Annotated in this window: 12 protein-coding genes and 1 tRNA gene; 10 read left to right on the forward strand and 3 right to left on the reverse strand. The window is 56.3% G+C overall.

From position 1 onward, the window contains the following. Positions 1–3: 3 nt before the first annotated feature. From GCWU000341_RS02025 to GCWU000341_RS02035, 3 genes are all read left to right on the forward strand, one after another. Positions 4–954 (forward strand): L-lactate dehydrogenase, encoded by a 951-nt coding sequence (locus GCWU000341_RS02025; RefSeq protein ID WP_009214031.1) that lies wholly within the window; start codon positions 4–6, stop codon positions 952–954. Then, positions 954–1,517, forward strand: a complete 564-nt coding sequence (locus GCWU000341_RS02030) for a DUF5662 family protein (RefSeq protein ID WP_009214032.1) — start codon at positions 954–956, stop codon at positions 1,515–1,517. Before GCWU000341_RS02025 ends, GCWU000341_RS02030 begins: the two co-directional genes overlap by 1 nt. 66 nt (positions 1,518–1,583) lie before the next feature. Continuing rightward, positions 1,584–1,657 (forward strand) — tRNA-Arg (locus tag GCWU000341_RS02035). A gap of 40 nt (positions 1,658–1,697) precedes the next feature. Here GCWU000341_RS02035 and GCWU000341_RS02040 read toward each other — a convergent pair. Then, complete coding sequence (locus GCWU000341_RS02040; RefSeq protein ID WP_009214033.1) at positions 1,698–2,102, reverse strand: RrF2 family transcriptional regulator; 405 nt, start codon at positions 2,100–2,102, stop codon at positions 1,698–1,700. 447 nt (positions 2,103–2,549) lie between these two features. Between GCWU000341_RS02040 and pflB the strand changes: the two genes are divergently transcribed. From pflB to GCWU000341_RS02080, 7 genes are all read left to right on the forward strand, one after another. Then, a complete protein-coding gene (gene pflB / locus GCWU000341_RS02045; protein ID WP_009214035.1) occupies positions 2,550–4,796 on the forward strand; it encodes a formate C-acetyltransferase in 2,247 nt (748 codons plus the stop codon). 313 nt (positions 4,797–5,109) lie between these two features. Continuing rightward, positions 5,110–5,889 (forward strand): pyruvate formate-lyase-activating protein, encoded by a 780-nt coding sequence (gene pflA, locus GCWU000341_RS02050; RefSeq protein WP_040653263.1) that lies wholly within the window; start codon positions 5,110–5,112, stop codon positions 5,887–5,889. A 918-nt stretch (positions 5,890–6,807) separates the two neighbouring features. Continuing rightward, positions 6,808–8,535, forward strand: coding sequence for a helicase HerA-like domain-containing protein (locus GCWU000341_RS02060; protein WP_009214038.1), 1,728 nt, complete (start codon positions 6,808–6,810; stop codon positions 8,533–8,535). A 260-nt stretch (positions 8,536–8,795) separates the two neighbouring features. Beyond that, positions 8,796–9,086: a hypothetical protein gene (locus tag GCWU000341_RS02065; protein WP_155812562.1), complete on the forward strand. Its 291-nt coding sequence runs from the start codon at positions 8,796–8,798 to the stop codon at positions 9,084–9,086. A 39-nt stretch (positions 9,087–9,125) separates the two neighbouring features. After that, positions 9,126–9,755, forward strand: a complete 630-nt coding sequence (locus tag GCWU000341_RS12535) for a TetR/AcrR family transcriptional regulator (RefSeq protein WP_081443135.1) — start codon at positions 9,126–9,128, stop codon at positions 9,753–9,755. A 158-nt stretch (positions 9,756–9,913) separates the two neighbouring features. Further along, complete coding sequence (locus GCWU000341_RS02075) at positions 9,914–11,008, forward strand: efflux RND transporter periplasmic adaptor subunit (RefSeq protein ID WP_040652912.1); 1,095 nt, start codon at positions 9,914–9,916, stop codon at positions 11,006–11,008. A gap of 126 nt (positions 11,009–11,134) precedes the next feature. After that, positions 11,135–14,179: an efflux RND transporter permease subunit gene (locus tag GCWU000341_RS02080; protein WP_009214042.1), complete on the forward strand. Its 3,045-nt coding sequence runs from the start codon at positions 11,135–11,137 to the stop codon at positions 14,177–14,179. On the opposite strand, the gene glyA is transcribed toward GCWU000341_RS02080, so the two are convergent. Both glyA and recJ read right to left on the reverse strand, forming a co-directional pair. Further along, entirely contained in the window at positions 14,167–15,420 is a 1,254-nt protein-coding gene (gene glyA, locus GCWU000341_RS02085; RefSeq protein ID WP_009214043.1) for a serine hydroxymethyltransferase, read from the reverse strand. The two genes, GCWU000341_RS02080 and glyA, sit on opposite strands and share 13 nt — an antisense overlap. Next, positions 15,413–17,173 (reverse strand): single-stranded-DNA-specific exonuclease RecJ, encoded by a 1,761-nt coding sequence (gene recJ / locus GCWU000341_RS02090; protein WP_040652914.1) that lies wholly within the window; start codon positions 17,171–17,173, stop codon positions 15,413–15,415. The genes glyA and recJ overlap by 8 nt, the downstream gene beginning before the upstream one ends. Positions 17,174–17,305: the final 132 nt, after the last annotated feature.

Consider the following 17,305-nt stretch of genomic DNA (forward strand, 5'->3'; position numbering starts at 1 on the left):
ATTATGGGGGAGAGAAAGAGCAGGGTAGTGATCGCCGGTGTGGGAAATGTGGGTGCCACCACGGCCTACAGCATCATAAACCAGGGGCTCTGCGAGGAGATTGTGCTGATCGATGTGAATCGGGAGAAGGCGCTGGCAGAGGCGATGGATATGGAGCATTCCACCTACTTCATGAACCGGAATATCAAGGTGAGGGAGGGGGGATATGAGGACTGCCGGGAGGCGGATATCGTCGTGATCACCGCGTCGGCCCCGATGCCGAAGAACTCGAACAACCGCCTGGAGATGCTTGCGCCCAGCATGGGAATCATAAGGAGCATCGTCACGGAGGTCATGAAGAGCGGCTTTTCCGGGATCTTCGTCGTCGTGTCGAATCCGGTCGATATCATGACTTATTATTGCTGGAAGATCTCCGGCCTTCCAAAGGAGCGGGTGATCGGGAGCGGTACCACGCTGGACACGGCGCGCCTTTGCATCAGCCTCTCGAAGCTCTATGAGCTTGACGCAAAAAGCGTGCAGGCCTATGTCATAGGGGAGCACGGTGACAGTGAGCTCGTCTCCTGGGATTCTGCGAATATCGGGGGGAAGAATATATCGGATGTCATGCGGGACAATGCGGAGCGAACCGCCGGAAAGACGAAGGAGGAGCTTCTGAGGGAAACCGTTCAGGCGGGATGGGATATTTTCCAGCGGAAGGGCAATACCTGCTACGGCATCGCGGCTTCCACCACGGCGATCATCAAGTCCATACTCTTTGATGAAAACAGGATATACCCGGTCTCTGTGATGCTGGACGGGGCCTACGGCCTGAAAAACGTGTTTCTGAGCGCGCCGACGATCCTGAACCGGCAGGGGGCGAAGGAGGTCGTGGAGATTCACCTGAATCCGGAGGAGCTCGCCGCCTACCGCCGTTCCGCGAAGCTCCTCTCCGACTTCTATGAGGAGCTGTGCTGATGCCGCTCCTTCGAAATGCATGGGGGCATTTCCGGACGATCAACCACCATAAGTGGGAGGTCCTGAAGAACTGCTTCCGGATCGGACTCTACCGGCAGGGGCTTTTGCATGATCTTTCAAAGTACAGCCCGACGGAGTTTCGGACCGGCATCCGCTACTACAAGGGAACCCAGAGCCCGAACGGGGTGGAGAGACTGGCGACGGGCGTCTCTCCCGCCTGGCTGCATCACAAGGGGCGGAACAAGCATCACTTCGAGTACTGGGTGGATTATGATCTCAAGGATCCGAATCGTATGATCGGCTGCCGCATGCCCTACCGCTATGTGGCGGAGATGTTCTGTGATCGGGTCGCGGCCTGCAAGGTCTACAGGGGAAAGGATTACCGTGACAGCTGTCCCTGGGAGTATTTTCGAAAGATGGAGCACACGCCGCTCCTCCACGAGAAGACGAGGGAGGAGCTTATCTTTTTATTGAAGCTTCTCCGGGATGAGGGGGAGAAGGCCGCCTTTGACTATCTAAGGGGAGAGGTCAGAAGGAGGCGGCGCGAACGGGACTATTTTTGAAGGAAGCCTTGACAGCGGATAGAAAGCTTGCTAGAATTGCTTCTGCAGCTTGAAAGAGGCAGCTGTGCGTGCGTAGCTCAGCTGGATAGAGCGTCTGGCTACGGACCAGAAGGTCGCGTGTTCGAATCATGTCGCACGCAGAAAAGAAGGAGACACTGTGGATTTGCAGTGCCTCCTTTATTATTTTTTCAGAAGATCGGAGAGGTGGTAGCGGTTTACTACGCTGTAGATCGCCTCGTCAATCTCCCGGTAGAGGGGAAAGGTCGGGCAGGTCGCGGATTTCTCACAGCTCTTTCCGTCCATCAGGCATTCCACCGGGGCGAGCGTGCCCTCGGCTGCATTCAGGATATCCCCGACAGCGATCTCCGAGGCGGGGCGGGTAAAGAGATAACCGCCCCTTGCACCCCGGACACTTCTGAGAAAGCCTCCCTTCACCATAAGGGCGATGATCTGCTCCAGATATTTCAGGGAGATTCCCCGCCGCTCTGAGATCTCTTTGATGGAGACAGGAGTCCGTCCGTCGCTGTTTTCCGCGATATCGATCAGCGTGGTGAGCGCATAGCGCCCCTTCGTGGAAATCATCATTTTCTTCTCCCTCCTTTTCGGCCGTCCCGCTGATTCTGAAAGTCCTTGACTTTTTCAATAGAGTTAGGTAAAACTTACTTTGCGTTGCATCTGCAACGAAGTTCCCTCTGTCCCGTGCTGCGCTTTTGGCCGGGGAGGAGAGCGGAGCAGCGCGGACTGGATCCGCTGCATCCGGCGAAAAACGCAGGTCTATCTTTTTAATCCTAGCATATTACTAGACTTTACTCAAGCATGTATCAGGGAAAAAACAAATCTGAGAAGTATTATTGTTTTCCTCCGATACATGGAAAATTCAAGGGATCAGGAGATTGACCCGTAAAAATGTATATTGTATACTGTGCACGGAAAGAGGGTAGTTAAGTTTTTTCAAGCTTTTATTTCATCCCTCCCGGAAACGGGAAGGCGGTAATCGGACCGGCATAGAACCGGAGAATAGAGAGGCGAGCGATGAGAGAAGAATGGAGAGGCTTTAAGGGTGGTCACTGGCTCAGGGATGTCAACGTGAGAGACTTCATTCAGGAGAACTACACGGCCTACGATGGAGATGCGTCCTTCCTTTCGGGCCCCACAGAGGCGACGAATGAGCTCTGGGCTGAGGTACAGAAGCTTCAGAAGGAGGAGAGGGCAAAGGGCGGCGTCCTGGATATGGAGACGAAGCGGGTCTCCGGGATCACAGCCTACGGCCCGGCTTACATCGCGGAGGGGACGAAGGAGAAGGAAAAAGTCGTAGGGCTTCAGACGGACAAGCCCCTGAAGAGAGCTTTCATGCCCTACGGCGGGATCAAGATGGCGGAGCAGGCGCTGACGACCTACGGCTATACGCCGGACCCGGAGCTTCACAAGATCTTCACGGAGTACCACAAGACGCACAACCAGGGCGTCTTTGATGCCTATACACCGGAGATGATCAAGGCGAGGCACAATAAGATCGTGACGGGTCTTCCGGATACCTATGGAAGGGGACGGATCGTGGGCGACTACCGGAGGGTAGCGCTCTACGGCATTGACTTCCTGATCGAAAAGAAGCAGGAGGATCTCGCGAACTGCGGCTGCGGCATTATGACGGATGATGTCGTGCGGCAGAGGGAGGAGATCTCCGATCAGATCCGCGCGCTGAAGCAGATGAAGGAAATGGCCTCCTCCTACGGCTATGACATTTCGGTCCCGGCTAAGAATGCGGCGGAGGCGGTGCAGTGGCTCTATTTCGGCTATCTTGCGGCGATCCGGACGCAGAACGGCGCCGCGATGTCTGTGGGGCGTATCTCGACCTTCCTGGATATCTATATTGAGAGGGACCTGAAGGACGGTGCCATCACGGAAAAGGAGGCACAGGAGCTCATCGACCACTTCGTGATGAAACTTCGGATGGTGAAGTTTGCGAGAATCCCGTCCTATAACCAGCTCTTCTCCGGAGATCCGGTCTGGGCGACGCTGGAAGTCGCGGGGATGGGGCAGGACGGAAGATCCATGGTGACAAAGAACGATTTCCGTTTCCTCCACACCCTGGAGAATATGGGCCCTGCGCCGGAGCCGAATCTGACCGTGCTCTATACGAAGCGCCTGCCGGAGAGCTTTAAGGAGTATGCGGCCCGGATTTCTGTGAAGACTTCGTCCGTGCAGTATGAGAACGACGATGTCATGCGCCCGGTCTGGGGGGATGACTACAGCATCTGCTGCTGTGTCTCCGCGACGCAGACCGGAAAGGAGATGCAGTTCTTCGGGGCGAGAGCGAATCTTGCGAAGTGCCTCCTCTACGCGATCAACGGCGGGAGAGATATGAAGACCAAGGAGCAGGTATCCCCGCCCTTTGCGCCGATCAGCTCCGAGTACCTGGACTACGATGAGGTGATGAAGAAGTATGATCTGATGATGGACTGGCTCGCGGGGCTCTACGTCAACACCCTGAATCTGATCCAGTACATGCATGATAAGTACTTCTACGAGGCGGCGGAGATGGCCCTCATTGATACCGATGTCAGAAGGACCTTCGCGACCGGCATCGCGGGCTTCTCCCATGTGGTCGATTCGCTTTCTGCGATCAAGTACGCGAAGGTACGGACGATCCGGGATGAGAGCGGCCTGGTCATGGATTTTGAGACGGAGGGAGACTTCCCGCGCTATGGAAATGACGATGACCGGGCGGATGATATCGCGGTGGAGCTCCTCCATACCTTCCTCACGAAGATCAAGAAGTATCATACCTATCGGAATTCGGAGCCCACGACCTCGATCCTGACAATCACCTCCAACGTGGTCTACGGGAAGGCCACCGGGAATATGCCGGATGGGAGAAGGGCCGGAGAGCCCCTGTCTCCGGGAGCGAACCCCTGCTATGGGGCGGAGAAGAACGGGCTTTTGGCTTCTCTGAATTCGGTCGCGAAGCTCCCCTATGAGTATGCGCTGGACGGGATCTCGAACACGCAGACCATCAATCCCTCGGCACTCGGACATACGGAGGATGAGGAGACGAAGACGCTTGTGCGGGTCATGGATGGTTATTTCGCAAAGGGCGCGCATCATCTGAATGTCAACATCTTCGGCGTCGAGAAGCTCAGGGATGCGATGGAGCACCCGGAGAAGCCGGAGTACGCGAACTTCACGATCCGGGTTTCCGGCTATGCGGTGAAGTTCATCGACCTCACGAGGGAGCAGCAGCTCGATGTGATCGCGAGGACCGAGCACAAGAAGCTTTAAAAAGACGGAAGCTGAGAGGCGAGAGGAGCTGGGACGCTGCGGGAGAAACGCAGCGCCCTGACTTCTGGGACAGGGACCGGAATCGATCCGTGTCTCCATGGAGATAGACTGGGAATGAGCCGAGGGCCATTCAGGACAGAGAAGCGACTGTGCCAAAGGGCCCGGGAGCATGGGATGTTCTGGACGGCCCTTTTCCGTGCATGTTTCTGGAACGATCGGAGGCTGTCGTTCCTTATCGAAAAAATAACGGTTGGGGATAGAATTTGGGAGATCAGGAGGTTTTATGGAGGGCATGGAGGAGAGGCTTATCAATATGGAAAAGGATGCGGCGGATGCGCCTTCCGGTGAAAAGAAGCTTCTTGGGGCGGTGCATTCCGTGGAGAGCTTTGGCTCTGTGGACGGACCGGGAACGCGCTTTTTGATCTTTTTGAAGGGCTGCGCGATGCGCTGCCGCTACTGCCATAATCCGGATACCTGGGATTATCACTCCGAGGACATGAGAAGCGCGGACTCTCTCCTGGACCAGGCGGAGCGCTATCGGGAGTACTGGGGAGAGGATGGCGGCATTACCGTGAGCGGGGGCGATCCTCTGATACAGATCGACTTTGTGCTGCAGCTTTTTGAAGAGGCGAAGAGGAGGGGGATCAATACCTGTCTCGATACCTCCGCGCAGCCCTTTACGAGGAAGAAGCCGTTTTTCGGAAAATTTACGAAACTTATGAAGCTGACGGATACGGTGCTTTTGGACATAAAGGAGATTGACAGCAGGAAGCATCGCTGGCTCACGGGCTGGGGCAATGAGAATATCCTGGACTGTGCGCGTTACCTCTCTGAAACCGGGGTTCCCGTCTGGATCCGGCACGTGCTTGTACCCGGTGTCACAGACCGGGATGAGGAGCTCCGAAGTCTGAAATCCTTTATCGATAGCCTGCATAATGTGAAAAAAGTCGAGATCCTGCCTTATCATACGCTGGGGGTCTATAAATACGAAAAGCTGGGGATCCCCTACCGCCTCCCGACGGTCAACCCGCCGACAGAACAGGAGATCTCACACGCAAAGGAAATCCTCGGAATCCAGGAAACCAAAAACTAAGCTCCGAAAGACCCGATCAGAATCAAGCAGGAAATTTTCGCAAGGGATGGTATAATGATTCCAGTGTCTAAAGTCTCTCCGACGCGACGTGCTCGCACGGCGGAGTCGGAGAGACTTTAAGACACGCCCCGGCATGAGCAGGGAGGGATGCGGAGCAGACCGGGAGTGCGAATGTCGGGGAGCATGCTGAGAGCGACGAAGCCGCGAAAGCATGCGTGGAATCAGGAAAAGTAGAGCGGCGCACGGCGGAGTCGGAGAGACTTTAAGACACGCCCCGGCATGAGCAGGGAGGGCTGCGAAGCAGACCGGGAGTGCGAATGTCGGGGAGCATGCTGAGAGCGACGCAGACGCGAAAGCATGCGTGGAATCAGGAAAAAGTGGAGCGGCACGGGAGGGTCGGAGAGACTTTAGGATGCGCCCTTTATGAGCAGAGAGGGCTGCGAAGCAGAGCGAGAGTGCGAATGTCGGGGAGCATGCTGAGAGCGACGCAGACGCGAAAGCATGCGAGGAATCATTGTAAGAGCCGGGAAAAGGGCGAAGCCGGAGAGACTTTAGGATGCGCCCTTTATGAGCACGGAGGGCTGCGAAGTAGAGCGAGAGTGCGAATGTCGGGGAGCATGCTGAGAGCGACGCAGACGCGAAAGCATGCGTGGAATCATTGTAAGAGCAGGGAAAAGGGCGAAGTCGGAGAGACTTTAGGATGCGCCCTTTATGAGCAGGGAGGGATGCGGAGCAGACCGGGAGTGCGAATGCCCGGGAGCATGCTGAGAGCGACGCAGCCGCGAAAGCATGCGTGGAATCAGGAAAAAGTGGAGCGGCACGGCGGATTAGGATGCGCCCTTTATGAGCACGGAGGGCTGCGGAGCAGAGCGGGAGAGCCCTGCTTTATGGAGAAGAGGCAGAGAAGGAGAGGGAAGGATGCGATTTGAGGATAAGCTTTGGGTGCTGAAGGATGCTGATGACGGGAGCAGGGTTTCTATCCTGCCGAAGATGGCGAACCGCCACGGCCTGATCGCGGGCGCGACCGGGACCGGGAAGACGGTGAGCTTAAAGGTGCTCGCGGAGTCCTTCAGCGAGATGGGGGTGCCGGTCTTTCTCTCAGATGTGAAAGGGGATCTTGCGGGCTGCTGTGAGGCCGGTGCGGACTCCGAGGACATGAGGAAGCGGATCGAATATTTCGGCCTGGAGGGGACAGGATTTCAGTTTCGGAGCTTTCCGGTGCAGTTTTTCGATCTCAGCGGGGAGAGAGGCCTTCCGCTTCGGACTACAGTCTCTGAAATGGGGCCGGTGCTTTTGTCAAGGCTTCTCCAGCTCTCGGATCTTCAGGCGGATATCCTTTCTATCGTATTCCGGATCGCGGATGAGGAGAAGCTTCTTCTCCTCGACTCCAAGGATCTCCGCTCCATGCTCCAGTATATCGGGGAGAATGCCGCACAGTATTCCGGAGAATACGGCAACATGTCGAAGCCGAGCCTGAATGCGATTCTCCGTGCCGTGGTGGCACTGGAAAATGCGGGAGGAGATCGTTTCTTTGGAGAACCGGCCATTGATATCCGGGATTTTTTTCGGACGGACAGCGATGGGAGAGGATTCATCACTATCCTGGACGCGGCGCGGATCGTGCAGGACCCGAGGCTCTACTCGACCTTCATGCTCTACCTGCTTTCTGAGCTCTTCGAAGCACTGCCGGAGGCGGGGGACCCGGAAAAGCCAAAGCTTGTCTTCTTCTTCGACGAGGCGCACCTTCTCTTTGATAATGCGCCGAAGGCTCTTTTGGAAAAAATAGAGCAGGTCGTCCGGCTGATCCGAAGCAAGGGGATCGGGATTTATTTCATCAGCCAGAGTCCCTCCGATCTCCCGGATTCCGTATTATCCCAGCTTGGAAATAAAATCCAGCATGCGCTCCGCGCCTATACGCCGGCGGAGGAGAAAAAGCTGAAGAGCGCGGCGCAGTCCTTCCGGAAGAATCCCGCATTCGATACGGAAAAGCTGCTCTCGGAGCTCGGGACCGGAGAGGCGCTGGTATCCTTTTTGGATCAGGAGGGACGGCCCGAGCCGGTGCGAAGAGGGAAGATCCTTCCGCCGGAGAGCAGGATGGGGCCGATCGAGGACAGCGTCCGCGAGACGAAAATCAAGGCATCCTCGCTCTATTCGAAATACGATGCAAGCATAGACCGGGATTCCGCCTATGAATTTCTGAAGAGAAAGACGGAGCTTTCGGAGGAGGAGCTTCGGAAGGCTCTGGAGAGATCAGCGGCGGAGAAGGAGGAGGCAGAGCGCCGGACGGCGGAGGAAAAGGCAGCGGCAAAGGAAAGAGCGGAGGCGGAGAAGCTTTCAAAAAGGCAGCAGGCAGAGGCGGAGAGGCTTGCCCTGAGAGAAGAAAAGGAGAGGGAAAGAGCAGAGGCGAAAGCCGCGAAGGAGAAGGAAAAGGCGGAGGCAAAGGCCGAAAGGGAGAAGGCAAAGGCGGAGAAGGAGAAGAGTGCGATCATTAAGAGGGTCGGGAAATCCACCGCGGGAGCGATCGGACGGGAGCTCGGAAATTCAGTCGGAAAGTCCCTCCTCGGAAACAGTGTCGGACGCAGGATCGGAGGAAATGTCGGCTCCGCGCTCGGCCGGGGCATCCTGGAAACCTTATTCGGAAAGTAGAGGCCTTGGATAGCGATTTGGAATAATCCCTTTCCCTTATCGTAAATCATAATTGGACAGGAGGAATTCTTTCCGCCAGAATGGATTTGGATTTACGGCGGAAAGCTCTCCGCACCGCGGAGGGCCTCCTGTTTTTGTATTGTGATTTTGGGAGGATCGAATGAGAAAAGGCTATATCCGGGCGGCATCTGCGCTGACAGCGGTGCTCATGCTTCTTACCGCCTGTTCGGCTCCGGGGACAGAGGGTAAGACGGAAACCTATGAAATACGTTTATCGAAAAGCCCTGCTTCGGGATTTAACGGAGCAGGGCTCTTTTATTCTGTCTGGGCGCGGCTCTCATACCTTGCCCGATCTGAACGCATGGAAGAGCCGTCCAATCAAAGGGATGGCTTTGGCTATAAAGGCAGCGATAGTCTTTCTAAAAGCAGGAAAGAGCGGAAGGAGGCAGAGGCCAAGTATGGAAGCGAAGCGGTTTATCTCTTATCCGGGCAGCAGGACGAAATCCGGGCTTGACAGAATGACAAATTGTCACTATACTGATGGAGACTGAATGATGACAACTTGTCATTCGAAGAAGAAGGAGGAGAGGATGCCAAGTGATCGTTTTTTAAAGCTGGAAAAGGAAAAGCAGGAGCGGATCATAAGGGCAGCGCGGAGAGAGTTTTCCCATGTTCCCTATGAGCAGGCTTCAATCAACAAGATTATCCGATATGCGGGGATCTCCCGCGGAAGCTTCTATACCTACTTCGAGGACAAGGAGGATCTTCTCGCCTATATTTTTCAGGAGGAGGAGAGGTTGGCAGCGGCCTATCTCCAGGAGAGGATGGAGGAGTACGAGGGGGATATCTGGCTTGCCGTGCACAGCTGGCTCAGGAGGCTTGTCGAAGCGAAGGAGAATTTTCTCGTGAAAGAGAGTCTTCGCATTCTGAGCTATGCGGGGATTCCCAGAAGGCTGGACCTTATCAATCGAAAGGATGCGAAGCGAGAATATGAGCGCGTCCTTCTCGACTGGCTTCTTAGGCGCACGAGCCCGGCATCTCTCGGAAATGCACCGGAGGAGGAGCGGATTGTCCTGTTTAAAGCGATGTTCAGCTCCGCTCTCATCACGCTGCTTCGCATCTATACCTATCCCGAGTCGATGAAGGCGGAGCTCAGGGAATTTGATATCCTCATGGGAATCCTGAAGCGCGGCTGCATGTCCGCCGATGCTCAGCCATAAGGAGGATCCTGTCGTATTAAGAGGCAGGGCCGGGATGTGAATGTCGGAGGCGATTGCGTGAGGGAAAGGGGCTGAAACGATCAGCCCTTCTGTTTTGAGAACTGGTGATGCTTTGCCATGGGACGAATCCTATTTGTTTGAAAGAGGAGCAAAATGGTATGAAAAAGATCATGAAGGTTTTGATTGGAACAGCAATTGTCGCCTGCCTGGCGGCGCTGATCGCGGCCAGAATGCTTGCGCCGAAGGAGGAGCTTGAGACGAGGGAGCTCCCGATCGTCAGCACGGGGAAGCCGGAGAGGGGGAGTATCGAGACTACAGTCTCCCTGATGGGGAAGGTCGCGCCCTCTGATACCTACTGCGTCCTTCCGAAGGCCGCGGGAGAGCTCCGGGAGGTCTATGTGAAAAACGGGGACATCGTCAAGACAGGGGACAAGATCGCGGCGATCGATAATCAAAAGCAGATTGATGCGGCAGCTTTCTCACTGGAGCAGGCGTCAGCGCAGGAGAGAAACGCCCGGGATACGGCAAACCGCATGGCCTCTCTCCGCCAGTCAGGGGATATCTCCGAGCAGGACTATGAGAGCGCGAGAACGGCGGCAGAGGCCGCTTCGGCGGCGGTGAAATCCGCCCGCCTGAACTATGATACGCAGGTGGAATTCTCGACGGTCACTGCTCCCGCCTCGGGGACCGTGCAGAACAGCACGATGAGCAGGAATGCGCTGGTATCTCAGAGCACGCAGCTTTGCTCGATCGCGGCCTCCGGTGGAAAGATCGCGAAATTCAATGTGACAGAGGATCTTTTGGGGAAGCTGAGCCTGGGGCAGAGCATCAGCCTGGAAAAGGAGGGTCAGAGCTACAGCGGGAAGATCACGGAGATCGGGAGCGCTGCAAGTCCTGAGACCGGACTTTTCCCGGTGAAGGCAACACTGGAGAATGCGGAGCTTCTCCCCGACGGCGCCTCCTGCAAGATCAGTCTGGTCTCAGAGAGGGCGGAGGACGCGGAGCGGATTCCCCTGGACGCAGTCTATTATTCCGCGGGGGAGCCCTATGTCTATCTCTATCAGGACGGGAAGGTCGTTCGAAACCCCATAGAGCTCGGAATACAGAATAAAGATCATGCGGAGGTGCTGTCCGGACTGGATGAGAACGCTCTTGTAGTGCTGAGCTGGAATAATGAGATCTATGACGGCGCCCCCGTGAGGTTGTCCGGGGATACGGGGGAGAGCGGAAGCTCTGCCTCTCAGAGCGAATAGAAGGGGCCTTCGGATTTTGAACCGCGGGGCCACCTGATATAGAAAGAAAGCACCGGGGGAACGAGTCTTGCCAAAAGACAGTGCGGGACATGTTTCCCCGGATTGGAAGGCAGATAGGAGATAAGTATGAGTTCTATCACAAAGCTTGTTCTGAGACGTCCGGTCACGACCTTTCTCGCCGTTCTCTGTCTCATTTTCTTCGGCTTTATGTCGATCCTGAATTCAAAGCTCGAGCTGATGCCCGATATGAATCTCCCGTTGATTCTCATCACAACCAGCTATCCCGGGGCTTCCCCGACGGATGTGGACAAGCTGCTGAGCAAGCCGATCGAGGAGAAGGTCGCCGCTCTTTCCGATGTCAAGAGATATACTTCAACCTCTGCGGAAAACCTCTCTATGGTTGCCGTTCGCTATAATTACGGAACCAATATGGACAAGGCCTACGATCAGCTGAAGAAAAAGATCGATGAATTAAAGCCTTCGCTTCCGAAGGACGCGAAGGAGCCAAGCTACGTCGAGATGAACATCACAGACAGCTCATCCATGGATCTTGCGGTTGAGAACAATGCGCAGGAAAACATGTACAACTACGTGAAGAATACGATCTCGCCGCAGTTTGAGAAGCTCTCCTCCGTGGCTTCTGTCGATCTATCCGGGGGGAGGAAGCAGTATGTGCAGATCCGGCTGAGCCCGGAGAAGCTCGAGCAGTATCATCTCGATCTCTCAAAGCTCTCCGATATCATAAAGAATGCGGACTTCAGCTATCCCGCGGGGGAGACCGGCGTGGGATCGCAGGATCTTTCTGTCACGACGGCAGCGGATTTTGATACGGTTGCGAGCTTAAAGGAGCTTCCGATCATCACCGGAAACGGGGACACGATCTATCTGAAGGATCTCGCCACCGTGAGGACGGCGCTTGAGAAGCAGAGCTCGATCGGGAGATACAACGGTTCCGATACTGTGATGCTCGGCCTGAAAAAGACGCAGAGCGAGTCCGCGGTCACGCTCTCAAGAAGGGCAAAGAAGCTGATCGCGGAGATGGAGAAGGAGGATCCGAATCTGAAGATCTCGGTGATCAACGATGCCGCAGACAGCATCCGGGACTCTCTCTCGAGTGTGTTTCAGACGATGCTCATGGCGGTCGCGATCTCCATGGCGATCATCCTTCTCTTTTTCGGGGACTGGAAGGCCTCTCTGATCGTAGGGACCTCGATTCCGATCGCGATTCTCGGAGCGCTCATCTTCATGTGGGCGATGGGCTACAGTATGAATATGATTACGCTTTCCGCCCTGGTCCTCGGTGTGGGGATGATGGTGGATAATTCCATTGTCGTGCTGGAGGCCTGCTTCCGCTCCATCGACAAGATCGGAGACAGCGGGGATGGGGAGAGAAGGCAGGCGGCGATCCGCTCCGTGGAGACGGTGGGGGGCTCCGTATTCGGCTCTACTCTGACGACCTGCGTGGTCTTTCTGCCTCTTGGCTTTATGAAGGGGATCAGCGGACAGTTTTTCAAGCCCCTCGGCTTTACGATCGTATTTTGTATGCTTTCCTCCCTGATCTCCGCGCTCACGATCGTGCCGCTTTGCTACAGCATCTACCGTCCGAAGGAGAATGAGAAGGCACCCGCCTATCGGGGGATCCGGGCCTTGCAGGAGGGCTACCGCAATGTGATCGGGAGGCTTCTGAAGCATAAGCTTTTGGTCGTCATTACGACGATCCTGCTCCTCGTGCTCTCGATCTTCCTCGCGACCAAGGTAAAGACAGAGCTCATGCCGCAGACGGATGAGGGGATTGTGAGTATCTCCATCACGACAAAGCCGGGGCTTAGGATCGAGGAGCTGGATAAGATCCTGAAAAAGGCGGAGGCGCTCGCAGCCTCGGATTCGGATACGGAGCGATATATGGTGCGGAGCAGTTCGGATGCGAGGAGCCTTCTCTTCGGTGAGAGCGGATCGAGCGTGACGGCCTATCTGAAGAAGAAACGCTCCGTGAGCACGAAGAAAAAGGCGGAGCTTTGGCAGAAGAAGCTTTCGGATATGACGGATGCCTCAATCCGCGTGAAGTCCTCGAGCAGCATGTCCTATATGTCAAGTGAGCAGCCGAATTATGAGGCGATCCTGAGCGGGACGGATTATGATAAGCTGAAGGAGATCTCGGACCGGCTGGTTTCGGAGCTTCGGCAGAGGGAGGATCTGACTGCTGTTCACTCCAGCATGGAGAACGCGGCCCCCATTCTGAAGGTCCGTCTGGATCCGATCCGCTCCGCCGCGGAGGGGCTTTCGCCGATCCTTGCGGCGCAGAACCTGAATCTTCTCCTCTCCGGCACGGAGGTGATGACGATGAAGGTGGACAGGGAGGATGCCTCCGTCATGCTGGAGTATCCGAAGGAGGACTATGACAGCCTGGAGAAGCTTAAAAATATCATGCTGAAGACAGCGCGGGGCTCTTCCGTAAAGCTTCAGAATATCGCGGATATCAGCTTCTCGGATTCCCCGGCCTCTATCTACCGCGTCGATCGGAAGTATCAGCTCACGATTACGGCGGATTATACGGATAAGGCGACGAAAAATACGAAGAAGCAGCTGGATGAGGATGTTCTTTCAAAGTATCTGGATCATGATGTGAGTAAGACGAGCAGCGTCTCCACACAGAGTATGAACGAGGAGTTCGGAGCACTGGGGCTTGCGATCTCCATCGCGGTCTTCCTGGTCTTTGTCGTGATGGCGGCGCAGTTTGAATCCATGCGCTACAGCATCATGGTCATGACGACGATCCCCTTCTCTCTGATCGGCTCCTTCGGCTTCCTCTGGCTCTTTAATGCCACTCTGTCCATGAACTCCCTGCTCGGCTTTCTCATGCTGGTTGGAACCGTCGTAAACAACGGCATCCTCTACGTGGATACGGTCAACCAGTACCGGGGAGAAATGCCATTTAAGGATTCCCTGGTCGAGGCGGGGGCGACGAGGCTTCGCCCGATCCTCATGACCACGCTGACCACGGTTCTGTCCATGCTTCCTATGGCCGCGGCCTTCGGACGAAACGGAGAGGTCATGCAGGGCCTCGCCCTCGTGGATGTCGGCGGTCTGAGTGCCTCCACGATCCTGGCTCTCCTGCTGCTTCCGGTCTACTATCATCTTCTGAGCAGGAAGAAGGAGCGTCAGCCCTCGTAGATGGGATGGGCAGCGCTGAGGGAGAGAATGGTCTGAAGGACCTCTTCTTTGCTCTTCTCAAAATCCGCCGCGGTTTTCCAGAGACATTCCGCGATCGGCTCCATTTCCGCCTCCGTGAAGCCTCTGGAGGAGATCGCGGCGGTGCCGATCCGGACGCCGGAGGTGATGAAGTGGGGGCGGGGGTCATTTGGAATCGCGTTTCGGTTCAGAGTGATGTGCACCTCGTCGCAGCGGTTCTGGAAGTCCTTCCCGGAGAGCCCCGGGAGATTTGTGAGATCAAGGAGCATCAGATGATTCTCCGTCCCGCCGGAGACGAGCCGGAAGCCCTGAAGCATAAGAGCCTCCGCGAGAGCCCTGGTGTTTTTCAGGATCTGCCTCTGATAGTCCGAAAACTCCGGCTTCATGGCCTCTCCGAAGCAGATCGCCTTTGCGGCGATGACATGCTCGAGAGGTCCTCCCTGAGAGCCGGGGAAGAGATTTTTGTCGAGCTGGAACCTCTCCGCGGTCTCCTTGTCGGAGAGGATGAGTCCCCCCCTCGGGCCCCGGAGCGTCTTATGCGTCGTAGTGGTCGTCACATGGGCATAGGGGATGGGGGAGGGGTGAAGCCCCGCCGCGACAAGCCCGGCGATATGGGCCATGTCGACCCAGAGGATCGCGCCGCAGCGGTCTGCGATCTCCCGGAAGCGACGGAAGTCGATGATTCTCGGATAGGCGGAGGCGCCGGCGATGATCAGCTTCGGTCTCAGACGGAGCGCGGTCTCTTCGATTTCATCATAATCCAGGAAGCCGGCCTCATTGATCCCGTAGGAGCTGACGGAGAAATAGCGTCCGGAGAAATTCACGGAAGAGCCGTGCGTCAGATGTCCGCCCGCATCAAGGGACATACCGAGGACCTTGTCCCCGGGGCTGCACAGCGCCATCATCACCGCCATATTGGCCTGAGCGCCGGAGTGCGGCTGCACGTTTGCGTATTCGCAGTGAAAGAGCTTCTTCGCCCGCTCGATCGCGATGCTCTCGATCCTGTCCACCACAGAACAGCCGCCGTAGTAGCGCTTTCCGGGATAGCCCTCTGCATATTTATTCGTGAGGACGCTCCCCATCGCCAGCATCGAGGCGGCGGAGATGATATTTTCAGAGGCGATCAGCTCGATGTTCTGCTGTTGTCTTTCATACTCTTTCCAGATCTCTCTCCCGACCTCCGGATCCGCTTTTTCGATATAGTCCATCACTTCCTTAATCATGTCTCCCTCCTCCCGACCTGCTCTCCTCCCTGAAGCGGTAATCACTGATGATAAGCTGCAGGGATTTCCTGCCATTATACTCATGGATCTCCGGATAGTAAACGATATCCATGAGCCTTTTTTCTCCGAGCTCCCGGAGAAAGCGGTCTCCGTCGGAAAATAGAATCGCCTCCGCTCTCCTTCCCTCCCCGGAGAGAAGGAGAAATTTCACGGCGTTTCGCTTCTGGCCGAGGACCCTGACAGAGAGAATCCGGAGCGCCCGCTCCGCGAAGCGGGGCTTCTCGTTGCCCTTTCCGAAGGGCTCCAGGCGGGAGAGCTCCGAGATGAGCTTCTCCGTCACATAGGAAAAGGGCATCGCGGCGTCGATCCAGAGCTTCTCTTTGAGCTTTTCCGGAGGAATCTCCGCATCCTTATTCAGAGCGGAGCGGAGAGCGTCGATCTTATCCTCGCGGAGGGAGAAGCCCGCTGCCATCGGGTGTCCGCCGAAGCGCTCGAGGAGCTCCTTTTGCTCCGCGAGCTTATCTGCCATGGGGTAGCCCTCAATGGACCTTCCGGAGCCCTTGGCCATGCCCTCCTCCTGTGCTCTTGTGACGATGAAGCTCGGCCGGTAGTAGCGCTCCCGGACTCTCCCCGCGACGATTCCCGCGAGACTTTCGTGGAGCTTTGGGAGATAAAGGAGCAGGACGCTTCTGCTCTCGTCCTCCTCCTCCGCCTGCCGGAAGGCCTCCTCGCAGGCCTGCTTCGTCATGGCCTTCCTCTGTTCGTTCAGCTCCTTCAGCTTTTGGGCGAGCGGCTCTGCCTCCTCCGGGCTCTCCGAGAGAAAGAGGCGGAGGGCGGTCTTTGCGCTCTCAAGCCTCCCCCCTGCATTGATGCAGGGACCGAGCACAAAGCCGAGGTGATAGGCGCGAAGGGGGGAGAATCCGGAGAGACCGCTTTGTGAGAGGAGAGCCCGGAGGCCGGGATTTTCCGGATCTGAAAGAGCCTGGAGACCGTATTTTACGAGGATGCGGTTTTCCTCCCGGAGAGGCATCACATCACATACTGTGGCAATGGCGGCAAAGGGGAGGAGCCTCATCCCCTCTTCCTCCGCGATATTTTTCATCTGGTATAGGAGGAGCAAAAGCTTCCAGGCCACTACCGCGCCGCAGATCTCCGGGAAGGGATAGCGGCTCCCCTCTCTTTTGGGATCTACGACGGCGAGAGCCTCCGGAAGAAGCTCCCTCCCCTCCGAATCCCTCGGGATATCGTGGTGGTCCGTCACGAGCACCGGGATGCCGAGCTCCTTCGCATAGGAAAGCTCCTCTCTCGCGGAGATCCCGTTATCACAGGTCAGGATCAGCCCGACTCCGTCCTCCTTTGCCCGGCGGATGATTTCCCGGTTGATCCCGTAGCCGTCCCGGATCCGGTCGGGGATTTCATAGTCCAGATTTTCACTCAGGGCGGAGAGACCGCGGTAGAGGATATAGGCCGCGCATACGCCGTCTACATCATAATCCCCCACGATGCGGATCCGCTTTTTCTCCGCCAGTGCCCGATTTAGTATATTCGCAAAGCGGATGGCGTCCGGGAGGAGGAGGGGAGAGGGGAGCTCCGAGAGGGAAGCGGAGAGAAAGCTTCGGATCTCCTCTTCCGTATGGAGCTCCCGGTTTCGAAGGATGCGGACGGTCACAGGATCAATCCCGAGCTTTTCGGAGAGCTCGGAAAAATCCGCCCGCTTTTGATAGAGGTACCAGTCGCGCTTTGCCTCCTTCATCCTGTATAAGCCCCCTTCCTTTATCTCTTTATAAGCTGCCTCTGCCGTCCTCTCTGCCCTTCGCTTAGGCGGCAGAGAATATTTTAGCACAGGCCGGGGGATTTCTGTCAATATCTCTGCTTTTCGCCGCCA

Origin of the sequence: Oribacterium sp. oral taxon 078 str. F0262 (assembly GCF_000160135.1) — a bacterium.
GTDB lineage: Bacteria > Bacillota > Clostridia > Lachnospirales > Lachnospiraceae > Oribacterium.

Excerpts from the sequence above, each read along its gene's own strand:
- GCWU000341_RS02025 (WP_009214031.1), top strand. The coding sequence starts at position 4 with ATGGGGGAGAGAAAGAGCAGGGTAGTGATCGCCGGTGTGGGAAATGTG.
- GCWU000341_RS02030 (WP_009214032.1), top strand. The coding sequence starts at position 954 with ATGCCGCTCCTTCGAAATGCATGGGGGCATTTCCGGACGATCAACCAC.
- GCWU000341_RS02040 (WP_009214033.1), bottom strand. The coding sequence starts at position 2,102 with ATGATGATTTCCACGAAGGGGCGCTATGCGCTCACCACGCTGATCGAT.
- pflB (WP_009214035.1), top strand. The coding sequence starts at position 2,550 with ATGAGAGAAGAATGGAGAGGCTTTAAGGGTGGTCACTGGCTCAGGGAT.
- pflA (WP_040653263.1), top strand. The coding sequence starts at position 5,110 with ATGGAAAAGGATGCGGCGGATGCGCCTTCCGGTGAAAAGAAGCTTCTT.
- GCWU000341_RS02060 (WP_009214038.1), top strand. The coding sequence starts at position 6,808 with ATGCGATTTGAGGATAAGCTTTGGGTGCTGAAGGATGCTGATGACGGG.
- GCWU000341_RS02065 (WP_155812562.1), top strand. The coding sequence starts at position 8,796 with ATGAAATACGTTTATCGAAAAGCCCTGCTTCGGGATTTAACGGAGCAG.
- GCWU000341_RS12535 (WP_081443135.1), top strand. The coding sequence starts at position 9,126 with ATGCCAAGTGATCGTTTTTTAAAGCTGGAAAAGGAAAAGCAGGAGCGG.
- GCWU000341_RS02075 (WP_040652912.1), top strand. The coding sequence starts at position 9,914 with ATGAAAAAGATCATGAAGGTTTTGATTGGAACAGCAATTGTCGCCTGC.
- GCWU000341_RS02080 (WP_009214042.1), top strand. The coding sequence starts at position 11,135 with ATGAGTTCTATCACAAAGCTTGTTCTGAGACGTCCGGTCACGACCTTT.
- glyA (WP_009214043.1), bottom strand. The coding sequence starts at position 15,420 with ATGATTAAGGAAGTGATGGACTATATCGAAAAAGCGGATCCGGAGGTC.
- recJ (WP_040652914.1), bottom strand. The coding sequence starts at position 17,173 with ATGAAGGAGGCAAAGCGCGACTGGTACCTCTATCAAAAGCGGGCGGAT.